Source organism: Mesorhizobium sp. WSM3873, assembly GCF_001672445.1.
Lineage (GTDB): Bacteria > Pseudomonadota > Alphaproteobacteria > Rhizobiales > Rhizobiaceae > Mesorhizobium.
Window position 1 is genome coordinate 126,387 of record NZ_LYTM01000010.1, and the last position, 19,668, is coordinate 146,054.

A 19,668-nucleotide genomic window follows, 5' to 3' on the forward strand; every position below is an offset into this window, starting at 1 on the left:
TCGACGAAATGCCTCCATCGAGGTATGGTGCCTTCGCCGACGGCGCTTTGCCAAGCGGCATGATGTTTCGACCTCCCTGGGGGCGGGCAGGGGAGCACAGTCGTGCGTACAGTTCTCGTGACAGGCCCGGCTGATTGGCGCGATGAAAGATCATACGATTACACCTCAGGTCTGACGCCGCGCGAATGGGCTTGGGAGTTCTTGCGCCGCAATCCAGCATTTCGGCGTGAAGTGACCGCTGCAAGCCAGCAGGCTAAAACTTTGTCCTACCGCCCCTTTCTCGAGGTGGTCGCGTCGGCCGGCGACCTGTCGCGCTGGGGTGTCCTGTTTCGCCGAGGCTTATGGGCGAAATTCGCTCGTATTCTGGTCTCCGATCTGGTGCGTCCATGTGCTGCCGGTCATCGCAGAACAGCTGTCAGCATCGTGGGCGACATTGCCGTTCGATCTCTCAGCATTGCCATGTCGTGCGACGGTCCTGCTGTCGCCCGACAAAAGCCAGCATGTTCTTCTTCGCCATACGGAGCATACGCTCCAGCTCGCCGTCTCTGGCGCGGACATCTTGCACCCTGTTTGCCTCCGTACCGAGGCGATCTGGCCAGCAATGCTTTCGAAGCCCCGCCTGAGGGCGCTCGAGTGCCTCAATGCTCTAAGTCTGGGTCAACATCTGCCCGCCCGCTTGTTTCCGCCGGAAAGACGCGGTTCCCGTTTGACCTTCGTTCTTCGTGCGCTCGACGGTTCACTTGCTGGAGCGTCACATCGCGAGCTCGCCGAAGCGCTGGTTGGTCAACGGCGCGCCGATGCCGACTGGAGGGATCCTCGCAATCATCTGCGCGACCGCATTCGCCGCGCCGTCTCTCGCGGCCGCGGGCTCATGAATGGAGGGTACAGAGATTTCCTTCTTTAAAAAGTGACAGTCCGCCCTGTGCGTCAGCCGGCGAATCGTTCGGAGCTAAAACCCGTCACCACCGATTGGCCTGGTCGACATGGCAGCCAACGGCCTTCGCGGGGGCGCTCTGGTTGAGGCCAATCGATGCCAAGAGGCACGTTCGCATTGTCCGATAGCAGACAATGGCGAGTACGCAACGTACAGGAACCTGACTGTCGTAAGCAGATGAGTTGTCCGGGTTAGGTAGCACGTGAGTTGTCCGGTTTTATCACCAGCGAACGGGGGCTGGGGATGAAGCGGGCAGCATGGCTACAGGACCGGAGAATGCAGAAGTTTGTTGGTGTGTTGCGCCGCTGGGAAGGCGGTGACCTTTCGATGACGGAAGCTGGCGAGTTGCTCGGCATGTCGGAACGGCAGTTTCGGCGCTACCGTGATCGTTACGAAGAGGCTGGGGAAGCTGGCTTGCTCGATGGCGCTTGGGCAAGATTTCGACACGCCGGGTTCCCGCGGAGGCGATCGAGGAGATGCTGGAGCTTTATCGTCACCGCTACCTTGGCTGGAACGTGAAGCATTTCCACGAGCACCTGCTGCGCGATCACCATTTCAGTTGGGGCTATACCTTCATCAAGACGCAGCTGCACGCGGCGGGGCTTGTTGATCGGGCCAAGCGTCGCGGGGCGCATCGGCGCAAGCGGGAAAAGGAAGCCGTGGAGGGGATTATGCTGCACCAGGACGGCAGCCGTCACGCCTGGCTGGAAGGCCCACCGCCGCTCGACCTGATCGTGACGATGGATGATGCGACGGGCACGCTCTACTCGGCCTTCCTGGTGGAGGAGGAAGGCACGGCGTCGAGCTTTCGGGGGTTATCGGAGACGTTTTGCGCGAAAGGATTGCGGTCGAGCCTCTACACGGATCGCGGCAGCCATTATTTCGTGACGCTCAAAGCCGGCGAGAAGGTGGACAAGAGCCGGCTGACCAGGTCGGCCGGGCTTTGGAACGGCTTGGCATCGAGCATATCGCGGCCTATTCGCCGGAAGCGCGCGGCCGTTCGGAGCGCATGTTCGGCACGCTGCAGGGTCGCCTGCCCAAGGAGTTGAAGCTGGCCGGGATTGGCGACGTCGCCACGGCCAACCGCTTTTGGGCCGAGATCTATGTGCCGGCGCACAACGCTCGTTTCGCAAAGCCACCCGAGGTCGCCGAAAGTGCCTTCGGGGCGTCGACCCGGCGCTGCTGGCCGAGATCCTGTGCGTGGAAGAGGACCGGGTCGTCGCCCGCGACAACACGGTGTCCTGGGGCCGGCTCGTCCTGCAACTGCCTGAAGACCCCTTGCGTCGTCACTATGTGAAAGCGCGGGTGAAAGTGCGCCAGTATCCTGACGGCGCGCTCGCCGTCTTCCACGGGCCGCGCGCCATCGCCCGCTACCAGGCCGACGGCGCCCTACAAGATCCACCCCTGCTCAGGAGCGCAGCGTGAACCGCTTCGACGCCGCTCCCATCCGACGGACTCTGCGGACAGCCGCTGACGCGCCTGACCACAGCGGCCCAACGAACAACACAAACAGAAGCGGACATCTGATGTGCTACCAAAACCGGACAACTTGAAAAGCTACCGACACGTACAGGAACCTGACCCTCGGGTGTTTTTTAAACGCGTTTTGACCTGGCATGGTATATGCTGGCTATTCAGCAAAACGCGCGGACTGAGTGGTTCCACCTCCACGAGAGTCGCTGAATTACGCCACCTCCCAAGGCGTAGCGAGCTCAGTCTCCTGCCGGGCATGCGTGTTCAGACGCACTCGCGTTTAGAACTTCAACTAAAGGCGCAATGTTTCGCGTCCGGCTATGCGGACTGGTGCCGAAAGGTAGTCGAGGAGGCGGAACTTGCCGCTGCGTCTGCCATGATTACGTGAACGAAGCGCAAGGGTTAGAACAATTGTCAGACTTCGAGCGCGGTCATTGTGGCTCCGTACTCACGGCAGCGACTATTTCGGCCATTGCCAACTCGAGATCCGCCTTTGGACAATGTGGAAAGGTTCGCTCGCAGCGTGAACATAGCATCTTCATAGCTGATCCCATCGTCGTTAGCACATGCGACGGAGCGGTGAAGCCAGCGCGGCAGGCGGGAACCGGTGGACAGACAGATTTCGCGGATCGCCAGGCGCTCGACAATCGCATCGGCCTTCACACCACGTGATGATCAAAGAGCACGTATTTGAAGGCGCGGTGCTTGATTCCCATTAAAACGTACTTGCGGCAGGCGGATTGCCAACTCCCGTTTAAGGTTGTTTCGAAGGGATTCGATGCCACTCGCTACACGCAGCCGCCGAGCCGCCTGTTCCGCGGCAACGGCTAGTCCGGCGGCTGCTGCGCTGTTCAGCGTCCTGCCCTGTCGCCCGTCCTCCTGTTCACCAGAAAAGCGGTTCGAGGCGCAACCCCTCCCTAATGTGCAACGCGCCCACGCCTTTCGGGCATTGGAATCGGCCAGCGTTCCTCCCGACAATTGCCCAGGTTGACGGCCGCCATGCGGAACGTCGAGGGAGCGTTGGGTCTTCGTGTAGGGGTGCGTTCGGCTTATTGGTTCACGATGATCTGGCCCAGATCGGCAAGGCACTCGACCACGTGGTCCGGTCTAAATGGAAACCGCTCTATGTCAGCCCGTTTGGTCACCCCAGTAAGCACAAGGGCTGTCTTCAGGCCCGATTCCAGCCCGGCGAGCACGTCGGTGTCCATGCGGTCACCGACCATGATGGTATCGACGGCTCGCACTCCGAGCCGGTCGAGCGCGTTGCGCATCATGAACGGGTTCGGCTTCCCGACGAAATAAGGCTGACGGCCGGTGGCCTTCTCGATTAGTGCTGCGACTGCACCGCATGCCGGATGGGAGCCCCGCTCGGTCGGGCCAGTCGCATCCGGATTGGTGGCGAGAAAGCGCGCGCCCTTTGCCACAAGCTCGGTGCCAGTTGCGATCTGCTCGTAGTGGTACGAAGTGGTGTCTCCGAGGACCACGAACTCGGGGGCAAACTCCGTTATCCGGCAGCCTGCCTGCCGCAGGGCCTCGACCAGACCGTAGTCGCCGATGACATAGGCAGATGATCCGTGTTTTTGTAGTTCCACGAATCGCGCGGTGGCGAGCGCCGATGTGTAGATGTGCTCTGGCTGCACGGCGAAGCCAACCGCTCTTAGACGCTCGGCGTGATCTTCGGGCGTGAAGCGCGAGTTGTTGGTGAAGATCTGAAACGGCTCACCCTTGGCGATCAGCCCGGCGACATAGTCGACCGAGCCAGCAATCGGTTGGCCGCGCGGACCAGGACCCCGTCCATGTCGAGCAGATGCGCTATAATCATTGGATCTCAACCCTCAATGTCTTTCGTGGATGCACGGCCTGGGCACGTCTTGTGTCGCTGTATCTTCACCAGGCGAGAATGCCGGCGACTGTACCGATTCAGAGCGATGCGCGAAGGGCGCTCAATTGCTTGTGCGGCAATAAGGACGTTGCGGCGTAAAAAGTGTCGGTGGCGTCATCGCTCGCCGTGCGACGCCCTGCACCGTCGGGTTGACGACATTCGCTGTGTACCGCATCTGATGAACGATCGCGTTCTGGTTCGCGTGGACCACTAGCTTGGCGAGACGTTTTCTCTGCAGAACCCTCGTATTGGCGGCATCACAGTGATGGAACCCCAGCATTGTCTCGCGGCGCGGACGCAAACACGCCGGTGCCTTGGCGGACTTCCCAATAATCGGACAGCATCGAACGATTTCGGGAGTGGCTCCCGCGCCGAAGGTGGAAGAGTACCGACTCTTGACGCCGACCGCGAGTGGTTTACTTGTTTTCGCGTTTCCGCCAAGTCAGGGTGGGGCCCCTGCGATGTCCCTTCGCGGAAGAGCCTGACCTGTTCAAAAGCCTGCTAGTCGCCGAGCTTGGGCCGCGGGAACAGGAAGGAGATATTTCGCCTTAGGACATTTTTGAGGCAGAGCCCGAAGACACTTCGTTTTGGGGCGGCGGTTGGGTATTGAGGAGCGAAGATAGAAAATGGCAGCGGCCGGCGTTGCTAAGAAGGGAAAGGCAACACGGCGGCGCTATGACAAGGGCGAGCGTCGATTCAATCACGTCCGGGCACTTCTCGATGCTGTCGCCCCGCACAGATGAGATGCTTGCCGCGGTTGGATAGGATGAGCAACGTACCGTCCGGTACCGGCGCTTGGCTCGTGGCCGTAGAGGCGGTTCAACGTAGCTGGGCGCTTAGAAGCTCACTTAAGTAGCGCAGGCCGGGTCGCGATAGACGACCCGAACCAGCCGCAAGAAGGTTCGCTAAAGCGCTCGATCATCCCTTTGGTTCATTCTACGCCTGAGGTGTCCATCCAAATAGAGATCAGATTCCGCCTATGCAGAGATATTTCATTTCAAGGTAGTCTTCGAGCCCGTGGCGGGAACCCTCCCGCCCGATGCCGGACTGCTTCATCCCGCCAAAGGGCGCCGCTTCCGAAGACATACGCCCCGTGTTGATGCCAACCATGCCATATTCCAATGCCTCGGCCACGCGCCAGACACGCCTCAGGTTCGAGGCATAGAAATAGGCGGCGAGGCCGTAGATCGTGTCGTTGGCCTCACGCACAACCTGATCCGCCTCATGGAAGCGAATGATCGGCGCCAGCGGCCCGAAAGTCTCCTCTTGCGCAACCGCCATGATGCTCGAGATTTCAGTGAGGACTGTGGGTTTGAAGAAGGTGCCATCCTTGCCGATACGATCGGCCCCGCATCGAATTGTGCCACCTTTGGCAACGGCATCTGCGATGTGGGACTCGATCTTGGCCAGAGCATCCATGTCGATGAGCGGTCCGATGTCCACCCCCGGAGCGAAGCCGTCGCCAACCGACAAGTGCCGCACTTTGTCCACGAATTTCTGGACGAACTCATCGTGAACGCTCGATTGGACGTAAAGACGGTTCGCTGAAACGCAAGTCTGGCCGGCGTTGCGGAATTTCGCCTGGATCGCGCCTTCAACCGCAGCGTCGATATCAGCGTCATCAAAGACAATGAAAGGGGCATTGCCGCCGAGCTCGAGGCTGACCTTCTTGATCTGGTCCGAGCACTGGCGCATGAGCAGCCGGCCAACCTCGGTCGAGCCTGTGAAGCTGATCTTTCGGACCTTGGGGTTGGAGCAGAGTTCGCGTCCAACGCCACCACCTTCGGACGCATAGACCAGGTTGACGACGCCGTCGGGAAAGCCGGCTTGATGCGCGAGGGCAAACATTGCACCTGCCACGAGCGGCGTCTGTTCAGCAGGTTTCAGCACGATCGCGCAGCCCGCCGCCAAGGCCGGCGAGATCTTGCGCGCCACCATCGACGCTGGGAAATTCCATGGCGTAATCGTGCCGACGACACCGATCGGCTGCTTGATCACCAGCATGCGACGGTCTGTCGACGGTGCGGGGATCGTCTCGCCATAGATGCGATTGGCTTCTTCGGCGTACCATTGCAGATAAGCTGCCGCATGCGAAATCTCCGACTTGGCTTCGGCAAACGGCTTGCCCATCTCTGCAGTGAGTATGGCGGCAAGATCACCGGCGTGGTCGATGATCAGCTCATGCCATCGCCACAGAACGTCGCTGCGTTCTCGGGCGGTCAGAGCCGCCCATCCAGGCTGCGCTACGTAGGCCTTTTCGATCGCAGCGCGTGTCTCCTCCACACCCATGTCGGGAAGTACTGCCAGCACTTCGCCGCTCGACGGGTTGAGGACCTCGAATGTCCGCTCGCTAACCGGCGTGCCGAGCGCCGGCAGGCGATCCATGGCGCCAAACAGGTCCGGGGATTTCAGGTGGCGGACCATCGGCAGGCACAGGGGCAATACTGAATTCCTCTCAAACACAGCGGATACGTATGTCGGCAGGCGTCGGCGTCTATTCCGCGCCTGGGGTTGCTTATAGGGCCTCGGCCTGATGGCTGGTAGTCCATTCCACTCAACTTGAAGGGGCAAATTCTTGAACTGTCGTGGTCGATGGCTTGCGGTTGTCATCAAGTGACAACCTGAACAATGGACATCGGCGTCCGACCGCGCAGCCAGTTCATGTGGCCTGAGCGGATCGCGATTTCTGCCACCGGAAGGGACGCTCCCATGAGAAGGCGAGCCGCGATCCGGCGGATCGGTCGACTGACCAGGCAAGTGCTTCGCACGCCCGCGAAAACAGCTCCGCCGGCCTTTCTCACCGAACCGAATTTAACTCCCCTAGAAGAGGGAGAAGGAAGGCGAACTGAGCTGCCGGGCTCATCCTTTGCCCCCAGCGTCGGGCCGACGACCATAATGGGGGCTCGGCCGAAAGCAGCTCCGCCGTTGCCCTTACTTGATCGAGCATCACCGGATCGATCAGGCTGCGCGGCGCTGAGTGTTGTCGACCGTGCTTCTCGAACTGCGATTCGACGAGCGGGGCTGCAATCGACCTGGAGGGATCCAGTTTGTAGATAGCATAGGCGCCGATCGCATGTTTCTTGGTTGCCTCAAGCTCGGCCTCTATCCTTGAAGACCAGGAGACGACGACTTCCATGTTCCTGTATCCGGCCGTGTCCGATTGAAGACGTCTTCGGTTCGAAACCCGACACAACTGACGCGCCGGCATCCTGCCCGCGTGGCACGAATGCGTGGTTTTCTCCTTTTGATCGCGCTCTTCGGTGGCACGTCAATTGCGCGTGACGTTAACGGCCGGGGGCCCAGACGAATTGTTCCTCTCGATCAACCAACTGCGCGCAGAACGTGACGGTGCGCAAACTGAGGGAGTAGCTGATGCGAGTAGTCGTCGTATAGATCCATGGTCACACCGGCATGATCATCGGTTCGGACAGCCGCGCCCGGAGGTCGACCACCGCGGCGAGGCCGAAAGCATGACGCGGTACTGCCAGAGGGCGGCCACCAGATGCCGGGGTGCGACGGCGATAAAGAACTGCTCGCTTCGCTCGTGTGGTTAATGCCGCCCATCCGCAGGCCCGGCCCTCGGGGATCGCCTTCAACATGCGTACGGTGTTCAGGGCGAGAAGTGTCACCCACGTTCCCGCCATGCCCGGCGGGCATCCCGTTCACCGGATGCGGCCCGCCCCGGCATGGGCTAGCGCTCGACAAGATCATCGCCAAGAAACTAGCCCGCGATGCCGGCGTGCCGACGCCGCAGTTTCGCGTGATCGTTGCAGCACCGAGAGTGCCGGCGAGCTGCGACTCCGCCACGAAAGTAGGCAGCATTCTCGATCCGTGTTGATGGTGTAAGCACCTCCATCAGAACTCGCTCCAGCGCCAAATGGCATCAAAGTTTCGTAGAGCCTCGCCATCTCGACAGGTAGTCAAGGAGTTCGGACATGCAGCGCATTTCAGGGCTGGGCCACAACCGCGGAGAGGTCGTTGGGCCAAAATCTCGCGAGGAGTTTCAACGAGCGCTAAAGATCACGCGCGGCGGCAGCATGCGTGCTGCGCAGTTCTTCGCTCCCCACCCGCCCTATGCTGTGGCAGGAGCGGGCAGCTGGATCACTGACGCGGACGGCAGCAAGGTCTTCGACTGCGCAAACAACTCCTTCTCGCTCATTCACGGCCATGCCTTTCCGCCGGTGATCGAGGCGCTGCACAAGGTCCTGGACGACGGCACCGCATTCGGGCTTCCGACCACAAGCGAGACCAGGCTCGCGGAAGCAATCACGACGCATTCGCCGAAGCTTGAGCAGGTCCGCTTTACGAGCTCCGGCACCGAGGCTGTTATGTTCGCTGTCAAGGCCGCTCGCGCTATTACAGGGCGCCCGATGATTGCCAAGTTCGAGGGCGCATATCACGGCGCCTATGACTATGTGGAAGTGAGCCTTGATTCTGCACCAGACAACTGGGGCGATTCGTCGCCTAACAGTGTGCTCTATGCCAGTGGAACTCCCGCCTCCACCGCCGCGGATGTCCTTGTCCTTCCTTACAACGAGGCCAAGTCGTGCAGAGAGCTCATCCGTGCACACCATGAGCGCCTCGCCGCGATCCTTCTCGATCCAGTTGCTCCCCGCGTGGGCATGGTTCCGATAGAGGCGGATTTGCGGGAGGTCATCCAGGATTGCTGTAACCGCTACGGCATCCTGCTTGTGGTTGACGAGGTCGTTTCTTACCGCGTCGGTTTCCGTGGCGCCCATGACATCTTCGGCTTTGAGCCGGATCTGGTTGCTTTGGGCAAGATCATCGGCGGAGGTTTGCCCGTTGGTGCCGTAGCGGGGCCTGCGTCGTACATGGCGGTCTTCGATCACACCAGGGGCAAGCCAGCCGTGTTCCACGGCGGCACGTTCAGCGCAAACCCGCTCAGCATGACAGCTGGCCTGGCGGCACTGCGATCATACACAAAGGATGCCGTGGACCGTCTTAACCAGATGGGCGAAACGCTTCGCAGTGAAATCATCGAGCAACTCAGAAGGCGCAAACTCCCCGCGCAGGTTACCGGCGCGAGCTCCCTCTTTCGGCTCCACCTGAAAACTGGAGTGATCCGAAACTACCGGACCTCGTTCCCGAGCGCGTTGCAGAAGGCGGCGCTCGCAAAGGTGCACCTTGCAATGCTACAACGGAGATTTCTAATGACGACGAATTGCTCTGGCGCGCTCTCGACTCCGATGAGCGAGACCGATGTCCAAGATCTAGCCGCAGCGCTGGTGGATGCCGTTCATGAAACTTGGAACCAATCTCCGTGGGTCTGATCGAGCAATAGCTTCGCGGCAGCGGTCGCGTCGGCGGTTTCGCCGATACCTGTCACTGGATATTCGAGCGCGAAGTGATCGGGAGCGAAGCGGGAAAGGAATGCACGACAACGGCGCACCGACGACCGTCGCCATGTCGAGAACACGCTGCAATTCAAGGGGCGTCATCGGTGCCGCTCGCACCCGGTTCAACAAATTAAATTCGATCAGTAGCTGCCAATTGCGCTTGGCGCAGTATGCCAGCGCCTGGCGCGGCTGGTCCGGGATCGACCGGTAATTGTCAGCTTGCCTGCCCGTGCACACGCGCAGATCGAGGGCCGCGCGCAAAGACGCCCCATCGGCTTCGCGGTTTGACTGCAGTTAAGAGGTTTGCGTTCGTTTCACCGAACCTCCAGCATTCCTGCCGTTTTCTGAGATTTTGCATGGTTGGGTTGCGGCGTTTCCGACTCCTTCTACCCAGTAGTTGTTTTTGCTGGGAGCCCGCTTCCTGCACAATGGCCCGGACCTGCGCGAACGCAAAGAGACTATGGGAACATCATCAAGATCATGAGATGTGAAATTTTGAATTATTGATAAAGAACTTGTCCTTTCACGACAGAGAAAAGTTGCAAGTCCGCAGCATCAATGACTTGTCACCTGTCCACACGAGTCCTGGCGCTTCAAGAACCGCGCCTGATCACCCATCAGCTGCCAAGCGCGATCCGCGCCCGCCCGGGCTGCGCAACCTTGACCAGCTCCGCCCGGGCGAACGCTGACCGTCGCACAGTCCACAAGGGGCTCAAAAAAAATTGGACGCGGATGGAGGCCGATTGGGAAAAGCGCAAGCTCAACCTCGAACGCGATATGGGTAGGCGGTTCTGCCAATAAGGTGTTTGGGTCTGAGAGCGGGACCGGCGTATCAGTAGATCGATCATCTAAGCAAACCCTTCGATGCGTTCGTGGACAATTGCGCGCATTTGCTCCGCCATCTTCGCGCCTTGAGAGCCGTCTGATAGAGGCTGCGGCAATTCGAGGTGGTTGAGAGCGCGTGAGAGGGCTGCAACGAGATCGTCAATGCTGGTATCTGCATCGGCTGCCTTGAGGCCAGCCGTGCTCGCGAAAGCCTTGAAGTCGGCGCGCCGCATACGATCGTCTTTGCCGTTCAGCTTGAGGGCCATCCGGTCTTTTTCGAGATGTGGAAACACGCGAGTCGTGACCGCGTCGTAGAGCGGAGCCATGCGGACTGAGCTGAACTGCGCGCTGTTCTTCAGGTGCATGTCGCCATCGGCGATCAGCCAGGCGAATAAGGATCGCTTGAGAACAAGCAGGACGTCGTCTTAGGGGAGGTCGATAGCGGTCTTAGTGCCCGCGCGATTCGCTCCATTGTGCCATCGTATTTTGCTTCCGTGGGCACACCGAGCACTGAGCAAAAATCCTCAAGCGCCAAAAGATGCTTGTCGTCAAGGCTCGTTCTGATGTCGAACCGCTCGACGAGGAGCGCCGGAGGCATCCCGTCAGGCATGGGGACGAGCGCCGTCGCGGGCGTCTTGAAACCGGCCGCGCTGCCCAAAGCGAGCGACTGCCATTCGATAACCGGCAGGGCCTCAAATCCACCTGTACCGGCAGGCTTGAGCATGTGGGTGAACGGTTTGCCGGTACTGGGGGAGAGAGTACCGTCGGTATCGAGGAACATCGGCGCTTTGATCTGAACGCCCGATAAACGGGGTGTATCGGTACGCTCGAAAATCTGCGCCAAATTGCGCTCGAAGCTCTGCTCTAAATCGCCGCGACCCGGCCCTGCATACTGGCCAGTGAAGACAGAGTTCCTAGTAAATCCATTGAGCCGGGTTAGCAGGATGTCGGGCGGCAGGGCGGAGAGATCGCTCGCATGCTCGACGATGGTGATGTTCGACATGTAGCGTTTGCCCGAGCGCAGCATCGCGCGCTCGTCGCGGTCGTTCAACACCGATTCAAGCCAGCCTTCAGGCAGCAGCGACAGGATGGAAAGGGGGCAGCTTGCCCGGCGTGGTCTGGCGAACAAGTGGCGGGCCAAGGCCACGCTTTTCGCGCACTTCCTGGGACAGTCGGGAGGTAAATGGCGAGCCTCCGAGTATTATCGTTTATCAGCTGCGCGGTATAGGATTCGGGGTCGCTGCGTCCGATACCGGGAAAAGCCAGCTGGAGCGAAGTCTGGGGCAGGGCGAATGCGACCAACGTCCACCGGTCGAGCTTCGGGATGACATCAGGTACTGGGGCGAGCGCCTGCTTCTCAGGCAAATCGCCGAACAACGGGTCAAGCTTTGCACTCAGAGCTTTGGCATCTATGTCGCCGACAATCGCGACGTGCAGCCCCTCACGGGCGAAAGCGGCCTTGTGGAAGGCGCTTAGATCGGCTGGCGTTATGCGGGGCCAGGCTTTCCTTGGTGCCCTCGGGCCGCCTCGAATACGGATGGGCGTCTGCGCCGCCATGCAGCCTCGGCGATCGCGGTTCGCGCTCGTTGGCGATGATTTCGGAGAGAAGCTGGGCGCGGGTGCGCTCGACCGGCGGCTGATCGAAGCGGGGCCTGTTTACTGCTAGCCCGACCAGATCAAAAGCGGCGTCCTGGCGCTTGGAAAGCAGGCGTATCGAGCCATAGATGCCGTCGCGCCGCGCGTCGAAGCTCATTCCGGCGCCGGCGTCGTCAAGCTTCACCTGAAAGGTGTCGCTGTCGTAATCGCCGGCGCCTCGTCGAACAAGCCGGTCATCAAATTGGCAAGCCCCCTCTTTACCGGCCGGGTCCTGGCTGATGCCGCCGTCGAAGACAAAGTGGAGCGTGACGATCGGCAGCGTGTGGTTTTCCACCAGCCAGGCGGTGATCCCCTTTTCAGATTTCACCTCCTGGATGTTCACCGCAGCACGGGCGGTGAGCGCCGGCGGGATGAGGAAGAAAATAGCAAGGGAAAGGACGGCCAGCAGGTGACGAGGCGCACGGCCCTCCCTTCTCCAACAGGAGAGGGCAATGCTTGTGCAATGGCGCTGCGGAGTGGTTGGTCATCGCATCAATTCTCCTTGGGCAAGAGATAGCCACTAGTCGAACTCGCCGCAGGCCACGGCGCCGACCTCGCCGGCCGCTTTGGGCGTGTCCAAAGCGCCGACATTGTTCGGGTTGATGAAATAGACTTGTCGCTGAAGAGGTAGACGTTGTCGGTGTCGTCCCGCATGGGCGCCGATCCTTGTCGTGATGGCGGCTAGCCGAAGGACTTGCCGCAGGCGCATTTGTCCCGCGCGTTGGGATTGTCGAAGACAAAGCCCGAGGACTCCAGGTCCGTGACGAAGTCAACGGTCGTGCCGGCGAGATGGGGCTGGGAGCTTGCGTCGACGAACACCTTGACCCCCTCCGTCTCCATGACGGTATCCCCCTCGCGCGCGACGCTTTCCAGACCCATCAGATATTTGCGGCCGGCGCAGCCGCCTGCCTCGACCATGATGCGAAAGCCTTCCGCCGGTTCGTCGGCGCGGGAAAGCGCGGCCTTAACAGCGGCGAGCGCGTTTGAAGTGAGTGTGATCATGGGACTATTTTTCTTGCTGATGCATTCGCAAGCCCTGCCGCACAGAACGTGCCAGACAGGACAATCCATTAAAACACCGGGTTAGCGGATTTGGCGCCGTCTCTCACATCCATCAATTGTCGGATGTCGGACAGAGTGAAACCTTGCGTACAAGAAGCGGCATTGGACACATCGCCAGTGTCATCGCCTGAGCCAGCGTTTCGATCATATGAACGTTGACCAGTGTAAGGGTGGGAACTCTTGGTCGTGCGCTCCAAAAAGCCGCGCCATCGTCACCACACCGTACGATGGCGAACACCGGGTGGTCGACAGCCGCATCGATCGCGCCTTCTCAAGGCAGGTGCCGTCGATTCTGCGTCGGCTCGGGGGTGCCGAACACCACTCGCGTGCTGCCCGTGGCCTGCAGGGCGGCCGCCACCTCGCGAGGGCCGCCTGAGGCATTGTAATATGCCGCGAAGCCAGGAGGTTGGCCAACGCGCCGCCTAGGGAACAGCGTCGCTCGATCGGACGCGGTGGGGCTCCTGTTTCGCAAGCTCGGTGGCGCTGAGCGTCGGCACGACGGCTTTGCGGTCCTTCCGTGAGACGAAATCAAGTAAACGGCGGATCAGGTGCACCATGCAGGTTAGAACTGTCGCCAATGGGGAAAGGTGGCGCCGATCGCCTCCCTCTTGGCCAAGCAGTTCGCCAGCTTGCCGTCTTACCAGCACCTCCCAAGCTCGTTGCGTTCTTGTGTAGGCATTGCAACAGATACTTCAAGGAAATTCATGGAATCTTTGCGACTGCAATTCGCTGTCAATGGTAGTCTCACCGCAAATTTCGACTTCAGTGGCGGCAGAAATCCGGTGCATTTTATGTTTCGCTGCCGAACAGCATTTGCGAAGAGCGCGAAATGACCAGCAGCACAAGGGTTTGGTACTTCTATTTGGCGTCGTGCTGACCAATGATGATACTTGTCGATCGCCTAATGACAGCAGCATATCTTGATCGGCTAAGGATTCTGGGCCTTTGCGCGCATGCCGACCTGACTGTCTGCGAACTAGCAGAGATTCTGGATCTGCGTCGCGAGCACGTCGTGCGACACGTCCGGAGGCTCGCCAGAGCCGACTTTCTTTGCGGCAACGGACAACGTCCTTGGTCCTCATATCATCTCAATACAGTGGGCAAGGACCGAGGTTTGGTTCAATTCTTGGTCGATCTCCTGCCCCACGACGATGGGCCTCATAAGCGGGACCTGGAGCGGCTCGAGGCGGTACAAGACGGGCGGGCCAAGGGGACCGCCTGCTTGATGGGGAATAGATCCATCCAATTGGAGCGCGAATTACCATGAGCAACTGCGCCGAGGGTGCCATCGCGCAGCCCGACACTTTCGGACGGTCTTCCTTGGTCCACGTCGATTACCGCGTTCATGAACTGCTTCTAAGACAGGAGCGCCAGGAGCGGACAACTCTCAAACTTATCGCCTCCGAGAACTTTGCCTCCTCGGCGGTGTTGGAAGCGACCGGTTCGATTTTCACCAACGAGTATGCCGAGGGATACCCCGGTGCGCGCTACTACGCCGGAAACGAGATCGTCGATGAGCTTGAAAACGTCGCTATCGAGCGTTTGAAGGCGCTATTCGGCTGTGAACACGCTAACGTGCAGCCATATTCCGGCTCCCCGGCCAATCAGGCAGTCTACCGCGCGCTTTTGTTTCAGGGAGACAAAGTCATGGGCTTGCCTTTACCCGAAGGCGGCCATCTGACGCACGGTTGGGCAGTCAACTTCTGCGGCACCGATTATCAGCGCGTCCCCTACAGGCTGCACGAGAAGACACAGCAAATTGACTATGACCGGTTGCGCGAGACCGCCAAGCGGGAACGCCCGAAGCTGATTTGGGTCGGCGGAACTGCTTATCCACGTATTTTTGACTACGCCGCAGTGGCCGAAATTGCTTCGGAGGTGAACTCCTATTTGGTGGCTGACATCGCCCACATCAGCGGCCTGATTGTCGCAGGAGTGCATCCGAACCCGATGCGCCATTGCGACGTGGTCACCAGCACCTCTCACAAGTCGATCCGCGGCCCTCGCGGTGGGTTTATTTTGTCAAGGAATGAAGACCGTTATCAGCCACTCTATCATCCGAACAAACACAATCTGGCCAAACGCATAGACCGCTCCGTGTTCCCTCTCCTGCAAGGCGGACCGCATATGAATACTATCGCCGCGCTTGCTGTCGCTTTGCAGGAAGCAGCGAACCCGTCCTTTCGTATTTACGGTCAGCAGATCGTCAACAACGCCAAGGCTCTGGCCCAGGGGCTTCTGGAGCGAGGTTATGAACTCGTCACCGGGGGCACTGACAATCACATGCTGATCCTTGATCTTCGGAACCGGCCGCTATCAGGCAAAGCCTATGCCGATCGCCTGGCAAGGGCAGGCATCATTACGAACTTTAATATGGTGCCGGGTGACCGGCGGCATCCGGCGCTCACAAGCGGCATCCGCTTAGGGACGCCAGCGGTGACGTCCATGGGCATGCGCGAGACGGAGATGGTGCAGATCGCCGATTTCATCGACTCGGTCTGCCGCCAGCCCGATGACCAGGAAGTTCATGCGAGCGTACGAAGAGAGGTTGCCGACTTCTGCACTGCGTTCGAGGTCCCCGGCATCACCGACCGATAAGCCACCCCAATCCGCAAACTCCTCACCTAACTCCAACACTTGAAGCGAGGGCATCCATGGCCAGACAGTTCGTGTTCTCTTCCGAATCCGTCGGTGCGGGACACCCGGATAAGTTGGCAGACAACATATCGGATGCCATCCTCGATGCGGTCCTTCGCGAGGATCCTAAGGCGCGCGTCGCTTGTGAAGCATTGGTGAAGACGTGTGAAACGTTGGTGAAGACAGGGATGGTCGTTCTGGCTGGCGAGATCACCACCCATGCGAAGATCGATTACAGCCAAGTCGCCCGCGATACGATCCTCGATATTGGCTACGACAACGATGCCATCGGCTTTGATGGTCGACGTTGCGCCGTCGTTCTGGCTCTCACCGAGCAGTCGCCCGACATCAGCCAGGGCGTTGACGAAGGACGAGGACAGGATCTCGAGCAGGGGGCGGGGGATCAGGGCCTCATGTTTGGATTTGCATGCAACGAGACGGATACATTGATGCCCTTGCCGATCCAGCTCGCCCACCGTTTGACGAAAAGACAGGCGGAGGTCCGGAAAACGGGACAGCTTGGCTGGCTGCGTCCGGATGTGAAATCTCAAGTCTCCGTACGCTACGAGGGTCTCCGCCCGGTGGCGCTGGATACCATAGTCCTGTCAACGCAGCATGACGAGGCGGTCTCCCAAGATACAGTCCGCGATGGCGTCATTGAGGAGATCATAAAACCGGTCCTGCCGACCCACCTTGATACTTCTGGGATCAGATTTCTGGTCAACCCAACAGGGCGGTTCGTGATCGGCGGGCCCGCCGGCGACTGCGGCCTCACTGGGCGCAAGATCATCGTCGATTCCTACGGTGGAACGGGGCGTCACGGCGGCGGCGCCTTTTCGGGCAAGGACCCATCCAAGGTTGACCGCTCGGCCGCCTATGCGGCGCGGTACGTCGCCAAGAACATCGTTGCCAGCGGCCTTGCAGAGGTCTGCGAGGTTCAGCTTGCTTACGCGATCGGCGTGGCCAGTCCGGTTTCTGTCATGGTCAACACATTCGGAACCGCAAGGGTCGAGGAAAAAAAGATCGAGCGCCTTATTCTTGAGCTTTTCGATCTCCGACCGAAAGGCATCATCAAGATGCTTGATCTCTTACGCCCGATATACCGCAAGACCGCGACATACGGGCACTTCGGCCGTGAAGAGCCTGAGTTCACCTGGGAAAAGACGGACAGAGCCGACGACTTGCTGCGTGAAGCAGGACCGGCAGCTGCGTGAGGGCCGTTGGATCAAGCGAATGCTGCAATCCATTTCAACTCGCTAGACCCGCGCCCGCCGGCATGCCAGATAGCCGGGTGGGTTCTTGGCGGAGATTTTGATGCCGGAATATGACGTGCTTTGCATCGGCAATGCCATTGTAGACATCATCGCGCAGTGCGACGAGGCTTTCCTCGAGACCAACGGCATCATCAAGGGCGCGATGAACCTCATCGACGCCAAGCGTGCCGAACTGCTTTACAGCCGCATGGGACCCGCGATCGAGGCTTCCGGCGGCAGCGCCGGCAACACCGCCGCCGGCGTCGCCAGCCTCGGCGGACGGGCCGCTTTCTTCGGCAAGGTGTCGAACGACGCGCTGGGCGAAATCTACACGCACGACATCAAGGCCCAGGGCGTGGCCTTCGATACCGGGCCGCTCGAGGGCGAACCGCCGACGGCGCGCTCGATGATCTTCGTCACGCCCGACGGCGAGCGTTCGATGAACACCTATCTCGGCGCCTGCGTCGAGCTTGGCCCGGAGGATGTCGAGGCCGACAAGGCAGCCGGCGCCAAGGTGACCTATTTCGAGGGTTATCTGTGGGATCCGCCGCGCGCCAAGGAAGCGATCCGCCAGACGGCCAAGCTGGCGCACGCGGCGGGCCGCGAAGTGTCGATGACACTGTCGGATTCCTTTTGCGTCGACCGCTATCGCGACGAGTTCCTCGAGCTGATGCGTTCGGGCACGGTCGACATCGTCTTTGCCAACAGCCACGAGATCAAGTCGCTCTACCAGACCGCTTCCTTCGAGGAAGCGCTCGCCGCCATCCGCAAGGATTGCAGAATAGCCGCCGTCACCCGTTCTGAAACAGGGTCGGTCATCGTGCGCGGCGACGAGACCGTTACCATCGAGGCGACGAAGATCAAGGAACTGGTCGACACGACCGGAGCCGGCGATCTCTATGCCGCCGGCTTCCTTTTCGGCTACACGACCGGACGCAGCCTCAAGGACTGCGGCGACCTCGGCTCGCTGGCTGCCGGCTTGGTGATCCAGCAGATCGGCCCGCGCCCGCGCCAGAGCTTGCGCCGGGAGGCCGATCAATTTGGCGAGCACCGGCAAGGTCGCATCGAGTGATGAGCAGTCGCCCGCTGCGACCAGCACGAACGGCGGCCATGCCGCAAACCAGGAGCCGGCAAGAAACCACACTGGCGATGGTCGTTGGCTCGCTCTTGGCTAGAGTCGGCTCCCATGCCATCCAGCGGAGATTTCAAATTCTAGAGGCTGCAATTGCGTCGGCGATTTTTCTAATTCTAGAGGCTGTTACGGCGATCCGCTGGGGGGCCTTGGGACGAGTATACATCCGCTCGAGATATGCTTTGAGATTTGGAAACTGATCAACCATCCCATTTTCATTGCCCCAGTCCAGGACATAGGCGGTGACGCAATCGGCGATGGTTATGTTGTCGCCAACAATGAACGCACGCCCGTCCATGTGCTGTTCAAGTACCGCTGCCATCGCCACGAATTCTTCCCTGGCAAGGACAATGTCTTCCGGCAGACGCTTGGCTTCGGGATACAAAAATGTGTGCTTGGCTATCCGCCAAAGCGGCTGTTCGAGTTCGGTAACCGCAAACAGGGACCATCGATATGCCTGCGCCCGCTCCTTTAGGTCGACGGGCATCAATCCTTTGGCCGCGTACTTTTCCGCCAAGTACATGACGATTGCGACGGATTCCGTGAGCACGAAGTCACCGTCAACCAGCACCGGAAGTTTGGCGGCAGGGTTGAGGCGAAGAAAGTCGGGGCGACGGGTTTCGCCGGCCAGAATGTTGACGCGCACAATCGCGAATTCCGCATCCAGCTCCTGAAGGGCCCAAAGTGCGCGAAGCGCGCGCGTCGGACCTGATCCGTACAATGTCATCATCCTAAGTATCTCCGGCTTTTTTTGATCGTGGCCACTGGTGTGGTGTAATTGGCGGCTTTGGTCGCCGTGCTCATTGGCAGGGTCCAGACTGATCAGCGTACCACTGCCGGCAGGCCAACGAGCGGATCATCGCTCATCCGGCTTATGGTTCCCGGTGTCGGCGCGGACCATGGCAACGTCGTTGGGGAAGATGCCGACGCCGTTTCGCCGCTTGACCTCGCCGTTAAGCCGCTCGATCGGATTGATCGAATCCAACTTGGCGCGATGTTCGTTGGGGAAGGAGATCTCGGCCTCGTCATAGAATCCTCTATGTAGCCCAAGACCGCGTTCGATGAATCGCGCAGGCAACAGCTGTCGCTGCTGTCGGTCTTCGCACGGCCAAGCATCTGGATGAGGAGGCGACCAGAGAGCTGGCATGCTTCTACACCTGCTTGAATGCCAGCACTGCGTTCAAGCCACCCATGGAGAAAGCGTTGCTCATGGCCACGTGCACCTTGCGCTGACGGGCAACATTGGGGGTGACATCGAGATCGCATTTGGGATCCGGCTCGCGATAATTCGCGCTCGGCGGCACAACACCCTCTTGGATCGCCATCACACAGGCGATCATTTCGAGCGCGCTCGCTCCCCCGAGGCAGTGGCCGTGTGTGGACTTGGTGGAGGAGACGGACAGCGAGTTAGCATGGTCACCGAAGACGCGCCTGATCGCCGCCGTTTCGATTTCGTCGTTGGCCTTGGTGCCGGTGCC

The 19,668-nt window shown here is 60.0% G+C and carries 13 protein-coding genes and 4 pseudogenes; 7 read left to right on the plus strand and 10 right to left on the minus strand.

Annotated elements, in window-relative coordinates; translation table 11 throughout:
- Nucleotides 1-388: 388 nt before the first annotated feature.
- From A9K71_RS30125 to A9K71_RS09035, 3 genes are all read left to right on the plus strand, one after another.
- A complete protein-coding gene (locus tag A9K71_RS30125) occupies nt 389-904 on the plus strand; it encodes a DUF2285 domain-containing protein (protein WP_197504209.1) in 516 nt (171 codons plus the stop codon).
- Between the two features lie 458 nt (nt 905-1,362).
- Nucleotides 1,363-1,983, plus strand: coding sequence for a hypothetical protein (locus tag A9K71_RS09030; RefSeq protein WP_066993479.1), 621 nt, complete (start codon nt 1,363-1,365; stop codon nt 1,981-1,983).
- 151 nt (nt 1,984-2,134) lie between these two features.
- Complete coding sequence (locus tag A9K71_RS09035; protein WP_197092112.1) at nt 2,135-2,359, plus strand: hypothetical protein; 225 nt, start codon at nt 2,135-2,137, stop codon at nt 2,357-2,359.
- Nucleotides 2,360-3,456: 1,097 nt separating this feature from the next.
- On the opposite strand, the gene A9K71_RS09040 is transcribed toward A9K71_RS09035, so the two are convergent.
- The 3 genes from A9K71_RS09040 to A9K71_RS09050 form a co-directional block, all read right to left on the minus strand.
- The gene (locus A9K71_RS09040; protein ID WP_245299567.1) at nt 3,457-4,239 is read right to left on the minus strand and encodes an HAD-IIA family hydrolase; all 783 of its coding nucleotides are present in this window, start codon (nt 4,237-4,239) and stop codon (nt 3,457-3,459) included.
- Between the two features lie 1,016 nt (nt 4,240-5,255).
- Nucleotides 5,256-6,674 (minus strand): NAD-dependent succinate-semialdehyde dehydrogenase, encoded by a 1,419-nt coding sequence (locus A9K71_RS09045; protein ID WP_210180295.1) that lies wholly within the window; start codon nt 6,672-6,674, stop codon nt 5,256-5,258.
- A 412-nt stretch (nt 6,675-7,086) separates the two neighbouring features.
- Nucleotides 7,087-7,425: a hypothetical protein gene (locus A9K71_RS09050; RefSeq protein ID WP_066993487.1), complete on the minus strand. Its 339-nt coding sequence runs from the start codon at nt 7,423-7,425 to the stop codon at nt 7,087-7,089.
- Between the two features lie 799 nt (nt 7,426-8,224).
- Between A9K71_RS09050 and A9K71_RS09055 the strand changes: the two genes are divergently transcribed.
- Nucleotides 8,225-9,580, plus strand: a complete 1,356-nt coding sequence (locus A9K71_RS09055; RefSeq protein WP_066993490.1) for an aminotransferase class III-fold pyridoxal phosphate-dependent enzyme — start codon at nt 8,225-8,227, stop codon at nt 9,578-9,580.
- A 914-nt stretch (nt 9,581-10,494) separates the two neighbouring features.
- On the opposite strand, the pseudogene A9K71_RS09065 reads toward A9K71_RS09055, so the two are convergent.
- From A9K71_RS09065 to A9K71_RS09075, 4 genes and pseudogenes are all read right to left on the minus strand, one after another.
- Nucleotides 10,495-11,610: pseudogene (locus A9K71_RS09065) on the minus strand (HipA domain-containing protein); the annotation flags it as partial.
- A 124-nt stretch (nt 11,611-11,734) separates the two neighbouring features.
- Nucleotides 11,735-12,028 (minus strand): annotated as a pseudogene (locus A9K71_RS32445) (insulinase family protein); the annotation flags it as partial.
- On the minus strand, nt 11,913-12,449 hold the full coding sequence (locus A9K71_RS32450; RefSeq protein ID WP_066993498.1) for an insulinase family protein: 537 nt from the start codon (nt 12,447-12,449) through the stop codon (nt 11,913-11,915). The gene A9K71_RS32450 and the pseudogene A9K71_RS32445, both read right to left, overlap by 116 nt.
- A 338-nt stretch (nt 12,450-12,787) precedes the next feature.
- On the minus strand, nt 12,788-13,108 hold the full coding sequence (locus A9K71_RS09075; RefSeq protein ID WP_066993501.1) for an iron-sulfur cluster assembly accessory protein: 321 nt from the start codon (nt 13,106-13,108) through the stop codon (nt 12,788-12,790).
- Nucleotides 13,109-14,431: 1,323 nt separating this feature from the next.
- On the opposite strand from A9K71_RS09075, the gene glyA reads away from it, so the two are divergent.
- The 3 genes from glyA to A9K71_RS09095 all read left to right on the plus strand — a co-directional run bounded on the left by glyA (nt 14,432) and on the right by A9K71_RS09095 (nt 18,130).
- Nucleotides 14,432-15,766, plus strand: coding sequence for a serine hydroxymethyltransferase (glyA, locus tag A9K71_RS09085; RefSeq protein WP_066993506.1), 1,335 nt, complete (start codon nt 14,432-14,434; stop codon nt 15,764-15,766).
- Nucleotides 15,767-15,822: 56 nt separating this feature from the next.
- Nucleotides 15,823-17,019: a methionine adenosyltransferase gene (gene metK, locus A9K71_RS09090; RefSeq protein WP_066993509.1), complete on the plus strand. Its 1,197-nt coding sequence runs from the start codon at nt 15,823-15,825 to the stop codon at nt 17,017-17,019.
- Between the two features lie 100 nt (nt 17,020-17,119).
- Entirely contained in the window at nt 17,120-18,130 is a 1,011-nt protein-coding gene (locus A9K71_RS09095; protein WP_066993512.1) for an adenosine kinase, read from the plus strand.
- A 133-nt stretch (nt 18,131-18,263) separates the two neighbouring features.
- On the opposite strand, the gene A9K71_RS09100 is transcribed toward A9K71_RS09095, so the two are convergent.
- The 3 genes and pseudogenes from A9K71_RS09100 to A9K71_RS09110 form a co-directional block, all read right to left on the minus strand.
- Complete coding sequence (locus tag A9K71_RS09100; protein WP_082980412.1) at nt 18,264-18,920, minus strand: glutathione S-transferase family protein; 657 nt, start codon at nt 18,918-18,920, stop codon at nt 18,264-18,266.
- Nucleotides 18,921-19,012: 92 nt separating this feature from the next.
- Nucleotides 19,013-19,205: pseudogene (locus tag A9K71_RS09105) on the minus strand (transposase); the annotation flags it as partial.
- Between the two features lie 136 nt (nt 19,206-19,341).
- Nucleotides 19,342-19,668 (minus strand): annotated as a pseudogene (locus tag A9K71_RS09110) (beta-ACP synthase); the annotation flags it as partial.

Excerpts from the sequence above, each read along its gene's own strand:
- A9K71_RS09045 (WP_210180295.1), bottom strand. The coding sequence starts at position 6,674 with ATGGATCGCCTGCCGGCGCTCGGCACGCCGGTTAGCGAGCGGACATTC.
- A9K71_RS09050 (WP_066993487.1), bottom strand. The coding sequence starts at position 7,425 with ATGGAAGTCGTCGTCTCCTGGTCTTCAAGGATAGAGGCCGAGCTTGAG.
- A9K71_RS09055 (WP_066993490.1), top strand. The coding sequence starts at position 8,225 with ATGCAGCGCATTTCAGGGCTGGGCCACAACCGCGGAGAGGTCGTTGGG.
- A9K71_RS09075 (WP_066993501.1), bottom strand. The coding sequence starts at position 13,108 with ATGATCACACTCACTTCAAACGCGCTCGCCGCTGTTAAGGCCGCGCTT.
- glyA (WP_066993506.1), top strand. The coding sequence starts at position 14,432 with ATGAGCAACTGCGCCGAGGGTGCCATCGCGCAGCCCGACACTTTCGGA.
- metK (WP_066993509.1), top strand. The coding sequence starts at position 15,823 with ATGGCCAGACAGTTCGTGTTCTCTTCCGAATCCGTCGGTGCGGGACAC.
- A9K71_RS09095 (WP_066993512.1), top strand. The coding sequence starts at position 17,120 with ATGCCGGAATATGACGTGCTTTGCATCGGCAATGCCATTGTAGACATC.
- A9K71_RS09100 (WP_082980412.1), bottom strand. The coding sequence starts at position 18,920 with ATGATGACATTGTACGGATCAGGTCCGACGCGCGCGCTTCGCGCACTT.